General features: G+C 71.4%; 18 protein-coding genes. 6 read left to right on the top strand and 12 right to left on the bottom strand.

Annotated elements, in window-relative coordinates:
• Nucleotides 1-26: 26 nt before the first annotated feature.
• Entirely contained in the window at nt 27-887 is an 861-nt protein-coding gene (locus OM076_RS14540; RefSeq protein ID WP_270040719.1) for an alpha/beta hydrolase, read from the bottom strand.
• 86 nt (nt 888-973) lie between these two features.
• On the opposite strand from OM076_RS14540, the gene OM076_RS14535 reads away from it, so the two are divergent.
• Entirely contained in the window at nt 974-1,459 is a 486-nt protein-coding gene (locus tag OM076_RS14535; RefSeq protein ID WP_270040718.1) for a hypothetical protein, read from the top strand.
• On the opposite strand, the gene glgP is transcribed toward OM076_RS14535, so the two are convergent.
• The 4 genes from glgP to OM076_RS46085 form a co-directional block, all read right to left on the bottom strand.
• Entirely contained in the window at nt 1,456-3,591 is a 2,136-nt protein-coding gene (gene glgP, locus OM076_RS14530; protein WP_270040717.1) for an alpha-glucan family phosphorylase, read from the bottom strand. The genes OM076_RS14535 and glgP overlap by 4 nt on opposite strands.
• A gap of 279 nt (nt 3,592-3,870) precedes the next feature.
• Entirely contained in the window at nt 3,871-4,890 is a 1,020-nt protein-coding gene (locus tag OM076_RS14525; protein WP_270040716.1) for an aldo/keto reductase, read from the bottom strand.
• Nucleotides 4,868-5,350 carry a methylated-DNA--[protein]-cysteine S-methyltransferase gene (locus OM076_RS14520; protein WP_270040715.1) on the bottom strand — a complete coding sequence of 161 codons (483 nt, stop codon included), beginning with the start codon at nt 5,348-5,350 and terminating at the stop codon, nt 4,868-4,870. Before OM076_RS14520 ends, OM076_RS14525 begins: the two co-directional genes overlap by 23 nt.
• Nucleotides 5,351-5,363: 13 nt before the next feature.
• Nucleotides 5,364-6,002 (bottom strand): trimeric intracellular cation channel family protein, encoded by a 639-nt coding sequence (locus OM076_RS46085; protein ID WP_270040714.1) that lies wholly within the window; start codon nt 6,000-6,002, stop codon nt 5,364-5,366.
• Between the two features lie 79 nt (nt 6,003-6,081).
• On the opposite strand from OM076_RS46085, the gene infA reads away from it, so the two are divergent.
• Nucleotides 6,082-6,300 (top strand): translation initiation factor IF-1, encoded by a 219-nt coding sequence (infA, locus tag OM076_RS14510; RefSeq protein WP_028061634.1) that lies wholly within the window; start codon nt 6,082-6,084, stop codon nt 6,298-6,300.
• Between the two features lie 3 nt (nt 6,301-6,303).
• On the opposite strand, the gene OM076_RS14505 is transcribed toward infA, so the two are convergent.
• Nucleotides 6,304-7,758: an MFS transporter gene (locus OM076_RS14505; RefSeq protein WP_270040713.1), complete on the bottom strand. Its 1,455-nt coding sequence runs from the start codon at nt 7,756-7,758 to the stop codon at nt 6,304-6,306.
• Between the two features lie 61 nt (nt 7,759-7,819).
• Between OM076_RS14505 and OM076_RS14500 the strand changes: the two genes are divergently transcribed.
• Nucleotides 7,820-8,203, top strand: coding sequence for a hypothetical protein (locus OM076_RS14500; RefSeq protein ID WP_270040712.1), 384 nt, complete (start codon nt 7,820-7,822; stop codon nt 8,201-8,203).
• On the opposite strand, the gene OM076_RS14495 is transcribed toward OM076_RS14500, so the two are convergent.
• Nucleotides 8,196-9,170: a LacI family DNA-binding transcriptional regulator gene (locus tag OM076_RS14495; RefSeq protein ID WP_270040758.1), complete on the bottom strand. Its 975-nt coding sequence runs from the start codon at nt 9,168-9,170 to the stop codon at nt 8,196-8,198. The genes OM076_RS14500 and OM076_RS14495 overlap by 8 nt on opposite strands.
• A gap of 19 nt (nt 9,171-9,189) precedes the next feature.
• Between OM076_RS14495 and OM076_RS14490 the strand changes: the two genes are divergently transcribed.
• Entirely contained in the window at nt 9,190-9,807 is a 618-nt protein-coding gene (locus OM076_RS14490) for a class I SAM-dependent methyltransferase (protein ID WP_270040711.1), read from the top strand.
• A gap of 93 nt (nt 9,808-9,900) precedes the next feature.
• Nucleotides 9,901-10,686: an isocitrate lyase/PEP mutase family protein gene (locus tag OM076_RS14485; RefSeq protein ID WP_270040710.1), complete on the top strand. Its 786-nt coding sequence runs from the start codon at nt 9,901-9,903 to the stop codon at nt 10,684-10,686.
• Nucleotides 10,687-10,692: 6 nt separating this feature from the next.
• On the opposite strand, the gene OM076_RS46080 is transcribed toward OM076_RS14485, so the two are convergent.
• Together OM076_RS46080 and OM076_RS14475 are read right to left on the bottom strand one after the other, a co-directional pair.
• Nucleotides 10,693-11,244, bottom strand: a complete 552-nt coding sequence (locus tag OM076_RS46080; RefSeq protein ID WP_270040709.1) for a helix-turn-helix domain-containing protein — start codon at nt 11,242-11,244, stop codon at nt 10,693-10,695.
• Nucleotides 11,245-11,317: 73 nt separating this feature from the next.
• Nucleotides 11,318-11,872, bottom strand: coding sequence for an ATP-binding cassette domain-containing protein (locus tag OM076_RS14475; protein WP_270040708.1), 555 nt, complete (start codon nt 11,870-11,872; stop codon nt 11,318-11,320).
• 71 nt (nt 11,873-11,943) lie between these two features.
• Here OM076_RS14475 and OM076_RS14470 point away from each other — a divergent pair, with 71 nt between their 5' ends.
• Entirely contained in the window at nt 11,944-13,167 is a 1,224-nt protein-coding gene (locus OM076_RS14470) for a M20/M25/M40 family metallo-hydrolase (protein WP_270040707.1), read from the top strand.
• A 24-nt stretch (nt 13,168-13,191) separates the two neighbouring features.
• Here the strand turns inward: OM076_RS14470 and OM076_RS14465 are convergent, their stop codons facing one another.
• The 3 genes from OM076_RS14465 to OM076_RS14455 are packed head-to-tail and all read right to left on the bottom strand — an operon-like array spanning nt 13,192 to nt 16,806.
• Nucleotides 13,192-14,361 carry an MFS transporter gene (locus tag OM076_RS14465; protein WP_270040706.1) on the bottom strand — a complete coding sequence of 390 codons (1,170 nt, stop codon included), beginning with the start codon at nt 14,359-14,361 and terminating at the stop codon, nt 13,192-13,194.
• A gap of 7 nt (nt 14,362-14,368) precedes the next feature.
• Complete coding sequence (locus OM076_RS14460; protein WP_270040704.1) at nt 14,369-16,189, bottom strand: M3 family oligoendopeptidase; 1,821 nt, start codon at nt 16,187-16,189, stop codon at nt 14,369-14,371.
• Nucleotides 16,190-16,200: 11 nt separating this feature from the next.
• Nucleotides 16,201-16,806 (bottom strand): TetR/AcrR family transcriptional regulator, encoded by a 606-nt coding sequence (locus OM076_RS14455; protein ID WP_270040702.1) that lies wholly within the window; start codon nt 16,804-16,806, stop codon nt 16,201-16,203.
• Between the last annotated feature and the right edge of the window lie 71 nt (nt 16,807-16,877).

The following is a 16,877-nucleotide window of genomic DNA, read 5'->3' as shown; positions in this document are numbered from 1 at the left end:
GGCCACGGAGCGGACGGACTTGAGCCCTACAGGTTGCGCGAGACGAAGGACAGCGCGGTGTCGGCGACCTCCTGCCAACCCGAGTCGATCGTCAGGGCGTGGCCGCGGCCCTTGATCTCGACGATCTCGGTCACGCCTTCGTTGTGCTGCTGCTGCTTGTAGGACGCGTTGGCGATCGCCCACGGCACGGTGTGGTCCTTCTCGCCCGAGATGATCAGCAGCGGGCCGCGCTCCGGGTTCTTGGTGTCGACCTTGACCTCGGTCCACGGGTTGAAGTTCGCGGTCGCGGCCTGGAAGAGCGGCGCGCCCGCGGCCGGAACGGCGAACTCGTCGTAGAGCGCGTGCGCCTCCTCCTCGCTGACCGCGTTGGCGAACCCGTAGCGGAACTGGTCGTAGGTGAGCGGCACCGCGCGGTTGCGGTTGGCCGGGTTCTTGAGCACCGGGCTCGCCGACTTCAGCGCGGAGAACGGCAGCGGGAGGACGCCCTGGAACGGCGCCGGGTCGATCGCGACCGAGACGGCGGAGAGGCCGCGGCCGGCGACGATCTGCGTCAGCAGGCCGCCGAACGAGTGCCCGACCACGACGGGCTTCTTGTCCAGGCCGCGGAGGATCTCGTCGAAGTGGTCGGCGACCTGACCGACGGTCTTCTTCGCGAACACCTCGGGATGCTCGTTGGCCTCTTCCACGGTGTCGGGATCGTCGGGCCAACCCGGCGTGAGCGCGGTGAAGCCCGCCTCCTCGAACAGCTTGACCCAGCGATCCCAGCTGCTCGGCAGCAGCCACAGGCCGTGGATGAACACCACCGGCTGCAGCCCGGTCGCGTTGGCGCGCGCGACCTCCTGTGCCTCGTGCTCGGTGATCGTCGTGGGCGCTTCGGTATCGGACATCAGTGCCTCCTCGTGAGCGAGGCCGGATTATCCGCGACCTGACGCCGTGGGGTTAGGTCGGATGACTGCGTCGTACGCTAGGGAGGATGGAGGCCACCACCGCCGTCGCACCCCCGCAGCGCGTCTGTCCGAACTGCGCGCGTCTGTCCTGGGCGACCGGTCCGACATGCCCCTACTGCACGGCCCGCTTCCGCAGCGGCCGCGCCATCGCGCCGTGGATGCTGGCCGTGGCGGTGGGCGTCGTCCTGCTCGGCATGGTCGTGCTGTTCGTGATCGCCGGCCAGATCGCGCAGCACCGCGTCGATGACCGCATCGAGCAGATCAACCAAGACTTCGATACGAGCCTGAACAAGTTCCGCACCGACGTGCAGAAGGAGCTGGACGCGCGCCTGCCCGCGGCCGGCGCGGCGGTCCCGCCGGCGGTCCCGACGGCGACCCCGTTCGCCACCGAGACGCCGGCGCCCGCCACGACGCCGGACGCCGGCGCGACGGCGACCGCCGAGCCGACGGTCACCGCCACCAAGACGGCGTCGCCGACCGCGACGCCGTCCGTCACCATCGGGCCGGGCTAGAGCCCGGTCTTGTAGACCTTCTTCTCGTAGTCCTCGAGCATCCGGCCGGCGCCGAACTCCGGGCCGAGCGTGCGCAGCGAGCGGCGGACGCGGGCGACCCAGTCGCGCGGGATGCCGTCGCCTGACGAGCGGTAGAACTCCGGCGCGACCTCTTCCTCGAGCAGGCGCAGGAGCTCGTGGGCGTGGCGCGCGTCCTGGGCGCCGTGGTCGTGGTCGACGTCGCCGGACAGCGACCAGCCGTTGTGGCCGTCGTAGCCCTCGGCCCACCAGCCGTCGAGCACGCTCAGCTGCAGGCCGCCGTTGACGACGTTCTTCATGCCCGACGTGCCGGACGCCTCGAGCGGCGGCCGCGGCAGGTTGATCCAGACGTCGCACCCGCGCACGAGCCACGCGGCCATGCGCAGGTCGTAGTCGTTGAGGTAGGCGACGCGATCGGCGAAGCCGGGCGCGTTCTTGGACTCGAACAAGGCCTGGACGAGCCGCTTGCCGCCCTCGTCGCGCGGGTGCGCCTTGCCGGCGATCAGGACCTGGATCGGCCGGTCGCCGGCGACGAGCTTCATCGCGCGCTCGACGTCCTGGAGCAGCAGGTTCAGCCGCTTGTAGGTGGCGAGGCGGCGGGCGAAGCCGATCGTCAGCACGTCCGGATCCATGTTCGCCGCGGCTTCCGCGTAGGCACGCGGTTCGTCGCGCGACAGCCGGTCCGCGACCGCACGGTGCTGGACGTAGGTGATCATGTCGGCGCGCTGGGTCTTGCGGACGTCCCACAGCTCCTTGGCCGGGATGTCGTCGACCGGGGCCCATGTCGCGGGGTCGGTCGCGCGGTCCAGCCAGTCCTCGCCGAGATGCTTGTTCAGCAGCTCCCACATCGGCTGGCCGAGCCACGTCGGGATGTGCACGCCGTTGGTGACGTAGGTGATCGGGACGTCGTCGACGGCCTTCTCGGGCCACATCGCCTGCCACATCTCGCGCGCGACCTCGCCATGACGGCGGCTCACGCCGTTCGCGGCGCGGCTGGTGCGCAGCGCGAACTGCGTGACGCCGAACGGCTCCGCGCCCTCTTCCGGGTTGGTCCGGCCGAGCGCGATGATCTCCTCGGCCTCGACGCCCAGCGTCCCGGCGATATGCGCGAGCGTGTCCGCGACCTGCTGGGCGGGGTACGTGTCGTTGCCCGCGGGGACCGGGGTGTGGGTGGTGAAGATCGTCTGCTTGCGGCCGATCTCCAGCGCCGCGGACAGCGAGCCGGTGCCGCTGTAGTGGCGCCGGGCGAGCTCGAGCGAGACGAACGCGGCATGACCCTCGTTGAGGTGCACGAGGCCGGGCTCGATCCCCATCGCCTCGAGCGCCCGCACGCCGCCAACGCCGAGCAGCATGTACTGCGCCAGGCGGGTGTCCTCGTCGCCGATGTACAGGCGCGACGTGATCCAGCGCGCGGTCTGCGTGTTCTCCGGTCGATCGGCGTCGAGCAGATAGAGCGGGATGCCGCCGATGTCCACGCGCCAGATCTGCGCGGTGACCTCGGTGTCGCCGATCGGCACCGTGATCGTGATCGGCTCGCCGTCGTCGCCCGTGACGAGCGCCGTGGGCAGGCGGTCCGGATCGGTGTCGACCCAGTACTCGTGCTGCCAGCCGCCGCCGTCGATGCGCTGGCGGAAGTAGCCCTCGCGGTACAGGAGGCCGACGGCGACCAGCGGCCAGGCGCGGTCGGAAGCCTCCTTGAGGATGTCCCCGGCGAGCGCGCCGAGGCCGCCCGAGTAGATCGGGAACGAGCCGTGGAAGCCGTACTCGGCGGAGAAGTAGGCGATGGGGCGCTCGGCCGTCGTGATCTCGTCGCGGCGGGGGCGCGCGAGGTCGGCGCTCACGCGCTCCTCGAGCGCGGCGGCGCGGGCGAGCAGCTCGGGGTTTGCCGCGGCGGCCGCGAGCCGGTCGGTCGCGGCCTCCTGGAGCAGTCGGACCGGGTTCTCGGCGACGCGCTCCCAGCGGTCGGCATCGACGTCCCGGAAGACGGCGGGCCCGTCCGGATCCCAGGCCCAGCGGTAGTTATAAGCGAGTCGGGCGAGGACGCCCAACGGCTCGGGAATGCGGGTCGCGAGCGCCGTGGCGGCTCGCTCCAATTCGCTTCGGCCAGCTTGCACGTCGCGGAGGATAGGCATTCCCCTTAGGTTCCCGTCACCCGCTGCCGATACCCTTGAACGAGTCAAGGCCCGAGCGCAGCCAGCTCAAACGCTGCGGCTCCCTTGATTCAAGAAAGGAGGATCACCATGATCCGATGCCTTCGCTGCCTTCGCCTGTGGGGCGAGCGCTACGCGGAGCGGGCAAGCTGCCCGCACTGCGGCGGCGCGATGAACACCACGCGCTAAGAGCGACGCCGGGCGGCCCCGATGGCCGCCCGGCGCCAAGCCACTTTCGAACTCTCACCTCCTGCGCGCCGCCGGCTCCAGTGCCGGGTTGGCGTAGCCCGTGTCCGCGTAGTTGAAGCTCGTCGCGGGCGGGACGATCTCGTCGATGCGGTCCAGGAGTTCCGCGTCGAGTTGGCGCGTCGCCGCCGGGAGCTGGGACTCGAGGTGCTCCATCGTGCGCGGCCCGATGATCGCCGACGTCACCGCCGGGTGATTGATGACGAACGCGATCGCGATCTCGATCAGCGGGATGCCGACCTCGTCCGCAAGCGCGCCGAGCGCGTCCGCGGCCTCGAACTTGCGCTGGTTGCCCGGGAGGCTGAGGTCGTAACGGTGCGGGAGCCGGTCCGCGCGGGTGGACGTCGGCGTGTCGGCGCCCTTGCGGTACTTCCCGCTCAGCCAGCCGCCCGCGAGCGGGCTCCAGGGGATCACGCCCATGCCGTGGCGCTGGGCGGTGGGCAGGACGTCGGCCTCGATCCCGCGCACGAGCATGCTGTAGGGCGGCTGCTCGGTCTTGAAGCGCTCGAGGCCCCGGTCGCGCGCCACCCACTGGGCCTCGACGATCTGCGACGCCGGGAACGTCGAGGAGCCGAAGTAGCGGATCTTGCCGGCGCGGACGAGGTCCGTCAGTGCCGAGAGCATCTCCTCGACGTCGGTCTCCTCGTCCGGGCGGTGGACCTGGTACAGGTCGATGTAGTCGGTGTCCAGCCGCCGGAGCGAGTTCTCGACCTCCTGCATGATCCACCGGCGCGAGTTGCCCTGATGGTTGATCTCGTCGCCCATCTGGCCGTGGAACTTCGTGGCGAGAACGATGTCGTCGCGGCGGCCTTTGAGGGCCTTGCCGACGATCTCCTCGTTCTCGCCCTGGCTGTAGACGTCAGCCGTGTCCACGAAGTTGATGCCCGCGTCGAGCGCGGCGTGGATGATCCGGATCGATGTGTCGTGGTCCGGCTCGCCCCAGGCGCCGAACATCATCGCGCCGAGGCACAGCGGGCTGACCTTGACGCCGGTCCTACCGAGGTTGCGGTACTCCATACAACGACCCTACGCCCTGCTCGTGCTCGAGCAGCGCGCGCTTGGCGTCGAGGCCGCCGGCGTAGCCGGTCAGTGAGCCGTCGGCGCCGATGACGCGGTGGCAGGGAACGATGATGGAGATCTGGTTGCGCCCGTTGGCGCGCCCGACCGCGCGAGCGACGCTTGAGAGCTCGCGCGCGATCTCGCCGTAGGTCGTGGTCTCGCCCTTCGGGATCTCGCGCAACCGAGCCCAGACGGCGAGCTCGAACGGCGTGCCGTGCTCGGAGAGCGGCAGGTCGAACGCGTCGCGCTCGCCCGCCCAGTACTCGTCGAGCTGCTTGGCGACCTCGGCGAACGTGCCGTCGTCGGGGCCCGCGTCGGCGTGCAGGCGGTGGCCGTCGGTGTAGAGCTTGGTCAGCCCGTGCTCGTCCGCCTCGACGTAGAGCGGGCCGATCGGGCTGGGGAGGAGTGCGGAGTGCATGCCCCTTCTAACGCTACGGATCGCCGCGGCGTGAGGTTCTCGGGGCGGGGCCGCGGAGGTTGAAGTGAATGGCGGCGGCGCGGAGCGCGAAGCCCACCAGCAGGCCGATGAACATCGCGCTGGTGGTGGGGGTGAGGAGGTCGGCGAGCACGAAGACGATCGCGGCGGCGAGCGCGGCGAGGGCGTTGAGCTCGCCGTGGCGGAAGATCTCCGGCGTCCGCGCCGTGAGGATGTCGCGCAGCAACGCGCCGCCGGACCCGCCGAGGACGCCGATCAGCAGCTGCGCGGGCACGGTCACGCCGACCTGCCTCGCGCGCTGGGTGCTGGCGACGGCGAAGAAGCCGACCGCCAGCGAGTCGAGGATCCGGATCGAGCGCAGGATCTTCGGGCCGGGCTCGCCCGCGATCACCGACACGACGATCGCGGCCGTGATCACGGTGGGCAGGTAGAGCGCGTCGGTCAGCGCCACGGGGGTGTTGGCGTTCAGCAGCAGATCGCGCAGGAGGCCGCCGCCGAGCCCGCACGCGAACGCCAGGCCGAGCACGCCGACGAGGTCGAAGCTGTCCTGCCGGCGTGCGGCGAGCGCGCCGCTCGCCGCGCCTGCCGCGACCCCGAGAAGGTCGAGTGAACGAAACGCGTCGAGGGCATCCACGGTCTCTAGAATGAAAGGGTCCCGCGCGGACGTCCCGCTCCGCGTGCCCGCTCAGCCCTCATCTAAAAGGAAGATGCCTATGGCAGTCGAGCAGAAGCTCGAAATCGACGGCGAGGTCACCGAGGCCCTGCCGAACCTGTTGTTCCGCGTGAAGCTCGAGAACGATCACGAGCTGCTGGCGCACCTCGCCGGCAAGATGCGCCGGTTCCGTATCCGCGTGCTGCCCGGTGACAAGGTCCGGGTCGAGGTCTCTCCGTACGACCTCAACCGCGGCCGCATTGTTTACCGTTACAAGTAGCGGTCACGCAGCAACCGTGACTCCCTGCTCCGGGTTCACGTTCGCGACATCGCGACTGCGGAGCAGCACGGCGAGGAGGATCGCGCCGACCGTGACCAGGATCGCCGCCGACGTGAAGGCGACCTGGAAGCCCTCCACCAGCCCCGCCGCCTTGTCTTGCGGCCCCGGCTGGTGGCCTAGGCCTTGCAGGTAGCTCACCGTCCGGTCCGCCGCGAGCGTCGATAGGACGGCCAGGCCCAGCGCGCCGCCCACCTGCTGGGAGGTGTTGAAGAGCCCGCTCGCCAGCCCGGCGTCCTCCGGCTCGACGTTGGTCGTCGCGATCAGCGTGATCGGCACGAACGTGTTGCCCATGCCGAACGACATCAGCAGCAGGCCGGGCAGCAGGTCCTTCACGTAGGTGCCGTCGACCGGCACCCCGCTGAGGTAGAACAGCCCGGCGGCGGCGACCACCATGCCCGCGATCGCGTTGGCGCGCACGCCGATCTTCTTGATCAGCACCTGCGCCGTCCCGGCGCCGATGGCGATCCCGAACGCCACCGGCAGGAACGCGAAGCCGGCCTTGATCGGCTTGAAGCCGAGCACCTCCTGGACGTACAGGGTGGCGAAGAAGAACAGCGCGAACAGGCCGCCGGCGACCAGCAGCAGCACGGAGTTGGCGACCGCGAGGCTGCGGATCTTGAAGATGCCGAGCCGTACGAGCGGCCCGGTCGTGCGCGACTCGACCAGCACGAAGACCGCGAGCAGGGCGACGCCGACGGCGGCCAGACCGAGCGTGCGGTCCGAGCCCCAGCCGAAGCTCTCCGCTTTGACGATCGCGTAGACGAGCACCATCAGGCCCGCGGTGACCAGGACCGCGCCGAGCACGTCGAAGGCGCCCGCGCGCTCGGCCTTGGACTCGCTGATCAGGCGTGCCGACAGGATCGCGGTGGCGGCGCCGACCGGCACGTTGACGAAGAAGATCCACTCCCAGCTCAGCGCCTCGGTGAGGATGCCGCCGAGCAGCAGGCCGATCGCTCCGCCGCCCGCGGCGATGGCGCTCCAGACACCCAACGCCTTGGTGCGCTCCGGGCCCTCGGGGAAGGTCGTCGTGATGATGCTCAGCGCCGCCGGGGAGACGAGCGCGGCACCGAGACCCTGCAGGGCGCGGAAGGCGATCAGCATGCCGCTGGAGGTCGCGAGCCCGTTGAGCAGGCTGGCGACCGAGAAGAGGATCGTGCCCGCGATGAAGATCTTCTTGCGCCCGACGATGTCCGCCGCGCGGCCGCCCAGCAGCAGGAACCCGCCGAACAACAGCGTGTAGGAGTTCACGACCCACTGCAGATCGGCTTGGCTGAAGTGCAGATCCTCCTGGATCGTCGGCAGCGCGATGTTCACGATCGTCGCGTCGAGGATGACCATGAACTGCGCCAGGCAGACGAGGACGAGCGTCACCCAGCGGTTGTCTTCGCGTTCAGCCATCGCGGGAACCTAGCGCGATCCTTGCCGCCGTGACCCAGTCGTGACGGTCTCGTGAAGGGCCTTGAAGAAGGCAGTCATACGTATTATGCTCATACGTATGAATCACCGCATCCGACAGTTCCTCATCATCGTCGTGGCGGTGTTCGCGATCTCCGGAGCGGCGGCGCTTTCGGCCAAGGGTGAGCAGTCCACGCCCAAGGTCGCCGTCGTCGTCGCCGGACGGGCCGCCGAGCAGCCCAGCGTGGTCGCTCGTGCGCGCGACATCGCCGCAGACCGTGGCGCGCAGCTGCGCGTCACCCACACCACCGCCGACGAGCTCGGCGTCACGCACCGGCTGGCCGCCGCGTCCTACGACGAGGTGCTCACCATCGGTGTCGACCGCCGCATCTCCATCGACCCCGTCACCGCCCGCTTCCCGGACACGCGCTTCGTCGCGGTTAACTAACTGGGGGTGCAGTTGATTCCCGCACGCAGAGCGTGACGGGGATCACCTGCTCGGCGGCGACGTCCTCGCCTGCCAGATCCTTCGCCAGCGCCTCGAACGCCGCGGCGCCCAGGCCTTCCGCGTCGACGCCCACCGTCGTCAACGGCGGGGCGAGCACGCGCGCGAAGTCGAGGTCGTCGAACCCGACGACGCTGAGGTCCTCGGGGATGCGGATCTTCCGCTCCCGCGCGGCGAGATAGACGCCGCCGGCGAGGATGTCGTCGTCGCAGAACACCGCGGTGACGTCGCCTTCGTCGAGCAGGTTCGCGGCCGCTCGGGCCGCGCCCTCGAAGGTGAACGGCGCGAGCGCCGTGGGCGGCACCCCGCCCAGCCGGTCGCGCATGCGCTCGCGCCGCAGGTCGAACGTCGGCGCCTCGAAGTTCGACGCCACGTGGCCGATGCGTACGTGGCCGAGCTCGAGCAGGTGGTCGAGGGCGCAGTCGACTCCGGCCTCGACGTCGAGCCGGACGACCGGCAGCTTGCCGGGGCGCATCTCGATCTGGATCGCGTGCTCGGTCGCGCCGGGGGGAAGCTCGGCCTCGAAGAGCAACAGGCCGTCGGCGGGGCCGGCGAGCAGCGCTTGCAGTGACGCCGCCTCCCACGCGCGATCGTTGCCGATGTCGACGAGGACGACGGTGTAGCCGGCGCGTTGGGCCGCTCGTTGCGCGCCCCTGAGCACCCGCCCGAAGAACGGGTTGGTGATGTCGGGGACGACCAGCGCGACGCTGCGTGCGACGCCGGTCCGCAACGCGCGGGCGGCGACGTTCGGCCGGTAGCCCAGCTCCTTGGCCGCGGCCTTGACGGCCTCCTCCGTGCGCGCGGAGATCCGCCCGGCCGCTTTTCCGGAGAGCACGAGGGAGACCGTGGACTGTGAGACGCCGGCACGGCGAGCGACGTCGACGCTAGTAACGCGAGGCGGTGCGCTGATTCAGGCATCCTAGGCGTGGGTGGAGGATCTCGTCGAAGAGGTGGTGGGGATCGGTGGGCGCGACCTGTGCCTGCTGCGTCCGCGCGACGCCGAAGCGCTGCTCACCGAGGACGCGTTCGAGCACGAGGAGTTCCTGCCCTACTGGGCGGAGCTGTGGCCGAGCGCCTTGGCCTTGGCCCGGGCGGTGGGGGCGCGGTCGCTGCGCGGCGCGCGGGTGCTCGAGCTGGGCTGCGGGCTCGGCCTGCCGTCCCTGGTCGCGGCCGTCGCGGGTGGGCGGGTGACGGCGACCGACTGGGCCCCGGACTCGATCGCCATGACCCTCCGCAACGCGGAACGCAACGGCTTGGCGGTCGAGGCGTTCGTCGCGTCGTGGACCGCGCCCGACGCCCTGCTCGAGCGGACGCCGTGGGACCTCGTGATCGCCTCCGACGTCCTGTACGAGCCGCGCAACGGCGAAGCGCTGCTCCCACTCCTGCCCCGCCTGATCGACCAGCGAGGCGAGATCTGGCTCGCCGACCCGGGCCGCCCCGCCGCCGGCCCGTTCCTCGCGGCAGCCGCGGAGGCCTTCACCATCGACTCCCGCGCGGCACCCGAGATCCCCCAAGGCGCCGTCCACCACCTCCGCCGCCGAATCTAAAGGGACTGTCCCTTTACCTTCCGCGGGCTCTCGGGGCGGCGCGCACCGCCACCGCGGCGAACCTAAAGGGACTGTCCCTTTATGTTGGGCGGCATGAGTACGCAGCGTGAGAAGGCCGAAGAGCTACGCCGGTTGCATGCGGCGCCGGAGCCGTTGGTGTTGGTGAATGCGTGGGACGCGGCGAGTGCGCGGGTGGTGGCGGCGGCGCCGGGGGCGCGGGCGATCGCGACCGCGAGCTGGTCGATCGCCGCCGCGCACGGGTTCGCGGACGGCGAGCAGCTGTCACGGGAGGCGATGATCGCGGCCGTGGGGGTGGTTGCGCGGGCCGTGGACCTGCCGGTGACCGCCGATCTCGAGCGCGGCTACGGCAACGCGCGGCTAACGCTCGACTCCGCGCTGGAGGCGGGTGCGGTGGGCTGCAACCTCGAGGACTCCGACGCCGCCGGCGGGTTGTGGCCGGCCGAGGAGCACGCCGCGGTGGTCGCCGCGGCGCGGGCAGCGGGCGACGCGGTCGACATCCCGCTCGTGATCAACGCCCGCACCGACGTCTACCTGCGTGACGTGATCCCGGCGGAGGAACGGCTCGTCGCCGCGCTCGAGCGCGGTGCCGCCTACCTCGACGCGGGCGCGGACTGCATCTTCGTCCCGGGCGTGCGCGACCTGGCGACGATCGAGTCGCTGGTGAAGGAGATGGGCGGCCCGATCAGCCTGCTCCTCGGGGCGGGTGGGCCGCCGCTGGCGGAGCTGGCACGGCTCGGCGTGGCGCGGGTCAGCTACGGCCCGGGACCGATGGGGGTCGCGATGGCGGCGCTGTCACGCGCGGCGGCCTCGCTCCTCGCAGGTGAGGATCCGCCCGCGGACCTGGCGTTCCGCGTGTAGCGACCGTCAGCCCGCGGCGACGATCAGCGCGCGCGTCGTCGTCCCGCCGGTGCGGCGGAAGCGGTGCGGGGTGGTGCCGTCGAAGCGCAGGGTGTCGCCCTCGGCGAGCTCGTGGATCGTGCCGTTGAGGTCGACCTCGAGCGAGCCGCGGGCGGCGTAGACCGCCAGCTCGCCCGCCGCGACCTCGAATTCCTCCGGCCAGCGGCGGGTGCGGGCCGACCACTCACGCAGGATCGGGGCGCCGGGGGTGCCGCCCAGCTCGCGGATGCCCTGCTCGTCGCGATCACCCTCGTCGCTGCGCACGAGCTCGGTGGTGTCGCCGACGCGGGTGGGGGACCAGAGGCGGGCGACGGAGACGTCCAGTGCGGCGGCGATGCGCTCGACGGAGCTGACGCTTGGCCGGGCGAGCCCGCGCTCGACCTGGCTCAGGAACGGATGCGACAGGCCCGCCTTCTCGCCGAGGCCCTTGAGCGTCAGCCCGCGTTCACGCCGCAGGGCACGAACGCGCGCTCCTAGGTCCGTCTCGTATCCGTTGGTGTGAGGATGACTGCTAAGCACCGTGTTTCAGACTAACGCCTGCTGCACGAGAAACTGTCACCACTAACCCTGGGACTGGGCTAGTGGTTAGGAATCACGCGGCATGGCGAAGAGGCACGATCAGGCCACCTAGCGCACGCGTGGCCAGCCCCTCGGCGCTCCCCGCGTACCGCACCCGCCCTTCCGCGAGCAGGGTCACTCCGGCGGCCAGGTCGAGGAAGACGTCAAGGCGCTTTGACGCCCAGATGACCGTGCCGCCCTGGCCGGCGTAGCGCAGGACGAGCGAGCGCGTGGCCGCGGTCGTCTCGGCGTCGAAGCCCTCGACCGGCTCGTCGACGAGCAGCAGGTCCGGCCCGCCGGCGACCGCCCGCGCCAATGCGACCCGGCGTCGCGTCGGCGGGTCCAGCCGCTCTTCGATCGGCGACCGCCCGTCATCGCCGACGAGCAGCACGCTCGCGGGCACCTGCACGCTGCCCGAGCTCGCCGTGAGCTCTCCGGCGAGGACCCGCAGCAGCGTGCTCTTGCCCGCCCAGCGCGGGCCGAGTACGCCATGTACGTGACCGCGGGCGAGCACCAGATCGACGTCCCGAAGCGTCGTTCGCTTCCCATGGACACACGCGAGCGAGCGGACCTCGACGCAGGATGGCATTCCCTGATCATCTGAGTATCCGCTAATCGTCGTGCTGAACGAAGGTCCAGGCTCGGCTAGGGTCGGGACGAATGGAGGACGCCGCCCTCGCCGCGCTCGATCTCGACGCGCTCGCCCGTGACACCGCCGACCTCGTTCGCGTGCCGAGCATCACCGGCGACGAGCGTGTCGCCACCGAGTTGTTCGCCGCCCGCGCCGACGCCGCCGGCCTCTCCGCCGGGCTGCACGTCCACGATCTCGCCAAGCTGCGGGCGAACCCCGGCCACCCGGGCGAGGAGGCCGCGCGCGCCGAGTTGTGGGGCGCGACCGCGACCCTCCCCGGCAACGCTCCCGGGCGCCTCGCGCTCAACGGGCATCTCGACGTCGTCGGGCCTGGAAACGAGCCCTGGGCGCGCGATCCGTATTCGGGCGCGATCGTCGGCGACGCGCTCCACGGGCGCGGCTCGGTCGACATGAAGGGCGCGGTGATCGCCGCGCTGCACGCCCTCGCCGCCCTGCGCCGCTCGGGGGTCGAGACGCCCGAGGTCGTCCTCCAGGCGGTGGCATCGGAGGAGGACGGCGGGCTCGGCACCTTCGCGGCGCTGGAGGCCGACGACGCGTTCGACGCCGCGCTGCTGCCCGAGCCGACGGGGCTGCGGGTCGTCTGCGCCCAGGCGGGTGCGCTGACGTTCCGCGGCGTCGTGCGCGGGCGCTCGGCACATGCCGCGGAGCGACTCGCGGGCTGCTCGGCGCTGGACCGCTACGTGCGCGTGCACCTGGCGCTGGCCGAGCACGAGACGACCGTGAACGCCGCCGTCACCCACCCGCTGATGCGCGAGCTCGAACTGCCGTACCCGCTGCTCGTCGGCCGGATCTCCGGCGGCGACTGGTCGAGCCAGGTCCCGGACCGGGTCGAGTTCGAAGGCCGGCTGGGCGTGCCGGTGGGCGCCGACCTCGACGCCGCCCGCGCGAGTCTGCAGGCGGTCGTCGACCGCGCCCTCGACGACGGCGAGCCGCCGTGCGAGCTCGTCTGGGAAGGCGGCGCCTTCGCACCGGGAGAGACGCCGATCGACCACCCGTGGGTCTCGACCGTGCGCGGCGCGCTGCGCGACGAGCTCGGCCGCGAGCCGGCCTCGGCGGGCGTGCCGTGGGGCGCCGACATGCGCCTCTTCAGCGCCCGCGGCATCCCCACCGTGATGGTCGGCACCACGGGAATCGAGCGCGCCCACGCGGTCGACGAGTACGTCTCGCTCGACGAGCTCGCGACCGTGGCGAGAACGATCATCCGCACCGTCCTCCGCTGGCGCCCCGCCTGAGCTCGACGCTGCGTATACGCGGCGTCAGCGTGGGGTGGGGACGAGCGCGGCGCGGGCCGCGCCGACGGTCAGGGCGGCGCACGCCGCGCCGAACGCCGCGAGGAGGAAGCCGCCGGACGGGCCGGCGCCCTCGGCCAGCACGCCCGCGAGGGCCGCGCCCGCCGCGATCCCTCCCGCCAGGCCGGTCGAGAGCCACGTGTAGGCCTCGGTGACCGTGCCCGCGGCAGCGGCGCCCTCGACGAGGCCGTAGGCGAGCCCGAAGGACGGGGCGATCACCGCGCCCGACAGGAAGAGCAGGGCGCCGAGGACCAGCAACCCACTGGGCAGCGCGAGCAGCAGGTGGCCGCAGGTCAACAGCGTGAGGTAGACGCACAATCGTCCGACCGGGTCGCGCGGGGCCGCCGAACGCGTCGCGAACAGGCCACCCACGAGCGAGCCGAGGCCCCACCCGCCGAGCAGCAGGCTCGCCGCACCTTGCGAGCCCGCGTGGTCCGCCGCGGCCGGGACGGCGACCTCGATCGCGCCGAAGGCGAGCCCGATCAGGACGAACACGACCGCGAGCGTCCGCACGCCGGGCGCGCGCAGCGCACCGCCGCTCTCCTCACGTACGCCCGGCCTCCACCCCCGCGACGACGGCGACGTCGCGAACACCACCGTTCCGAGCACCAGCAGGACCGCGCAGGCGACCGCCGACGCGGACAGCGACCACGCGCCCAGCGCACCCGCGATCAACACCGGGCCCGCGATGTAGACCACTTCGATCGCGGCGGCGTCCAACGCGAACGCCGCGTGCAGGCGCTCGGGTGACTCCAACAGCAGGGGCCAGAGCGTCCGCAGGCAGGCGCCGAGCGGCGGCATCGCCGCGCCCGCGACCACCGCGCAGGGCAGGATCGCCGCCAGCGAGACCCCGTGTGGCAACGCCGCGAACGCCGCCATGGCGAGCGCGCTCACCACCGCGCCCACGAGCAGGATCGGCGGCTGCCCGCGGCGGTCCAGCCACCGCCCGAGCACCGGCGAGCACACCGCGTTCGCCAGCGCGTTGGAGCCGGACGCCAGCCCCGCCGCGGCGAAGGAGCCCGTCAGCTCCTTCGTCCGCAGCACGAGGACGAGCGACAGCGCGGTCGCCGGCGCGCGACCGACCAGCGACGAGACGAACAACCGCGCGGAGTCCCCTCCGCGCAGCAGATCGAGCACGTCCCGCTTAGATGCGGCCCGCGTCCTTCGCGGCCTGCTCGGCCGCGTCGAGCTTGCGCTCCACGATGTCCAGGCCCTTGTCCCAGAAGCCGGGATCGGCGAGGTCGACGCCGACGATCGCGCCCAGCTCCTCCGGCGACTTGGACCCACCCGCCGACAGCAGCTCGAGGTAGGCGTCCGCGAACCCCGGACCCTCCTCCTCGTAGCGACCGTAGACCGCCAGCGCCAGAAGCTGCCCGTACGCGTATGCGTATACGTAGCCCGGGGAGGCGATGAAGTGGGGGACGTAGGACCACCAGGACTCATAGCCCTTGGTGACCTCGACCGAGTCGCCCAGCAGCTCCTCCTGCGACTCGCGCCAGAGCTCGCCGAAGCGGTCGACCGACAGCTCGCCCTCGGACCGGCGGGCGGTGTGCACGAGGTGCTCGTAGCGGTTCATCGCCACCTGCCGGAAGACGGTCGCGATCGAGCCCTCGATCGACTCCGCCAGCAGCGAGAGCCGCGACTCCGCGGTCGGCGACGCGTCCAGAAGCCGCCCGAAGACGAGCGTCTCGCCGAACACGGACGCGGTCTCGGCGAGCGTCAGCGGCGTCGCCATGTGGAAGACGCCCTGCTGCGCGCCCAGCGACGCATGCACGCCGTGCCCGAGCTCATGCGCAAGGGTCAGCACGTCCCGCCGCAGGTAGGTGTAGTTGAGCATCACGTACGGGTGCACGCTCGGCACGCCGTAGGAGCAGAACGCGCCGCCGCGCTTGCCGGGACGCACCGGCCCGTCGATCCAGTTCTCGTCGAAGAACCGGTTCACGAGCGAGCCGAGCTCGTCGCTGAAGGACGAGTAGGCGTCGAGCACGAGCCGCTTGGCCTCCGGCCACGCGACCTTCTCGTTGTCCTGGGTCACGGCCGCCATGCGGTCATAGTCCGCCAGGCGGTCGATCCCGAGCAGCTGCGCCTTCAGGCGATACCAGCGGCGCGGCAGCTCGTAGCGCGCCCGCACGGCCTCGATCAGCGCCTGCACCGACTCGTCGGACGCCTCGTTGGACAGGTTGCGCGACGCGAGCCAGTTCGGGAACGAGCGCAGCCGGTCGTCGGTCATCTTGTCCGCGAGCAGCGTGTTGAACGTGTACGCGCGCGTCCGCAGGCCGGGCAGCAGCGCGGCGGTCACCCGCTCGGCCGTGTCCTGACGCACCGAACGGTCGGTCTCGAAGAGCCGCGACAGCGCGATCTCCAGCGAGACGGGCTCCGCGCCGTCCTCGAGCGCGACGGTGATCGCGGCGGTCTGCTCCTCGAACAGCCGTACCCACGCCGAGCGGCCGGACAGCGCCTTCTCGGTGAGGATCTTCTCCTCCGCCTCGGTCAGCAGATGCGGCCGGTAGCGGCGCGCGGTGGCCAGATGGTGGCGGGCGAAGTCCAAGCCTTCGGTGGCGAGCAGCGACTCGGCGACGGCGTCGTCCAGCGCCGCCCACTCGAGGTGGAAGAACAGCAGCGCGGTCTCGATCGCGGTGCCCTTCTCCTCGACGCGCTGCAGCAGCGCGCCGTACGCGGGGTTGGCGGTGTCCACCGAGAATGAGAGGTGCGCGTAGGTGCCCGCGCGACCGGCGGTCTCCTCGATCTCGCCGAGCTCCTTCATGGCGGCGATCAGGCCGGGACCGTCGAGCGAGGCGACCTTGCCGGCGTATTGGGCGGCGAACGCGTCGGCGCGCGTCTGCGCCGCGGCCAGCAACGTGTCGACCGCGCCCTGGGCGTCGTCGGCACTCGCGCCGTCGATCAGGTCGGAGAGGTCCCACGCGACCTCTTGCAGATCGGGATCCGTGATGGTCTCGGGGGTCATACCCCCAAAGACTAGGAGCAGCGAACGGTCGGGAGTGGTGAAGACGCGTTCGCGGCCCGCAGGCCGTCGATGACGATCGACACGTGACGCTTCCAGGCGTCGGGGCACGCGTGCGACTTGCGGGTGCCGAAACCGATGCCGCACATGAACATCGGGATGTCGTCCATGACCAGGTCCGCGCGCAGCGAACCCGCCTCCTGCGCGCGCCGCATCAGCTCGCCGTAGGTGTCGTTCATCTCGCGCTGCAGGGTCTCGGGGAGCGGCATCGGGCCGGTCAGCTCGCCCACGATCTCGGTGAACGAGCGGTCCGCCGCGGTCAGCTCCGCGCCCGCCCAGATCGCGCCGGCGAACGCCTCCCACGGATCGGGGTTCAGCAGCGCCTCCTTACCGACCGAGAGGATCTTCTCGAAGCGGTCGATGGCGAGCGCCTCGATCAGCGCTTCCTTGGTCGGGAAGTGCCGGTAGACGGTGCCCACGCCGACACCCGCGCGCTTGGCGACATCGTCCATCTGCGCGTCGCGGCCCTGCTCCGCGAAGACGACCGCGGCGGCCGTGATGACCCGCTCACGGTTACGCCGCGCGTCGGCTCTCAGCGGGCGTGCGGCGACTTTTTCCATATGTCGACTGTAGGGGTTGACAAACGGAACGTCAATTCCGTATCTTCAGAAGTGAAACCGGAACTCCATCT

This window comes from Solirubrobacter ginsenosidimutans, assembly GCF_027587205.1.
This window is presented reverse-complemented; position numbering and strand designations above follow the sequence as displayed.

Bases quoted from the DNA above. Each gene is read 5' to 3' on its own strand.
- OM076_RS14540 (WP_270040719.1), bottom strand. From the start codon at position 887: ATGTCCGATACCGAAGCGCCCACGACGATCACCGAGCACGAGGCACAG.
- OM076_RS14535 (WP_270040718.1), top strand. From the start codon at position 974: ATGGAGGCCACCACCGCCGTCGCACCCCCGCAGCGCGTCTGTCCGAAC.
- OM076_RS14525 (WP_270040716.1), bottom strand. From the start codon at position 4,890: ATGGAGTACCGCAACCTCGGTAGGACCGGCGTCAAGGTCAGCCCGCTG.
- OM076_RS14520 (WP_270040715.1), bottom strand. From the start codon at position 5,350: ATGCACTCCGCACTCCTCCCCAGCCCGATCGGCCCGCTCTACGTCGAG.
- infA (WP_028061634.1), top strand. From the start codon at position 6,082: ATGGCAGTCGAGCAGAAGCTCGAAATCGACGGCGAGGTCACCGAGGCC.
- OM076_RS14505 (WP_270040713.1), bottom strand. From the start codon at position 7,758: ATGGCTGAACGCGAAGACAACCGCTGGGTGACGCTCGTCCTCGTCTGC.
- OM076_RS14485 (WP_270040710.1), top strand. From the start codon at position 9,901: ATGAGTACGCAGCGTGAGAAGGCCGAAGAGCTACGCCGGTTGCATGCG.
- OM076_RS14475 (WP_270040708.1), bottom strand. From the start codon at position 11,872: ATGCCATCCTGCGTCGAGGTCCGCTCGCTCGCGTGTGTCCATGGGAAG.
- OM076_RS14470 (WP_270040707.1), top strand. From the start codon at position 11,944: ATGGAGGACGCCGCCCTCGCCGCGCTCGATCTCGACGCGCTCGCCCGT.
- OM076_RS14460 (WP_270040704.1), bottom strand. From the start codon at position 16,189: ATGACCCCCGAGACCATCACGGATCCCGATCTGCAAGAGGTCGCGTGG.
- OM076_RS14455 (WP_270040702.1), bottom strand. From the start codon at position 16,806: ATGGAAAAAGTCGCCGCACGCCCGCTGAGAGCCGACGCGCGGCGTAAC.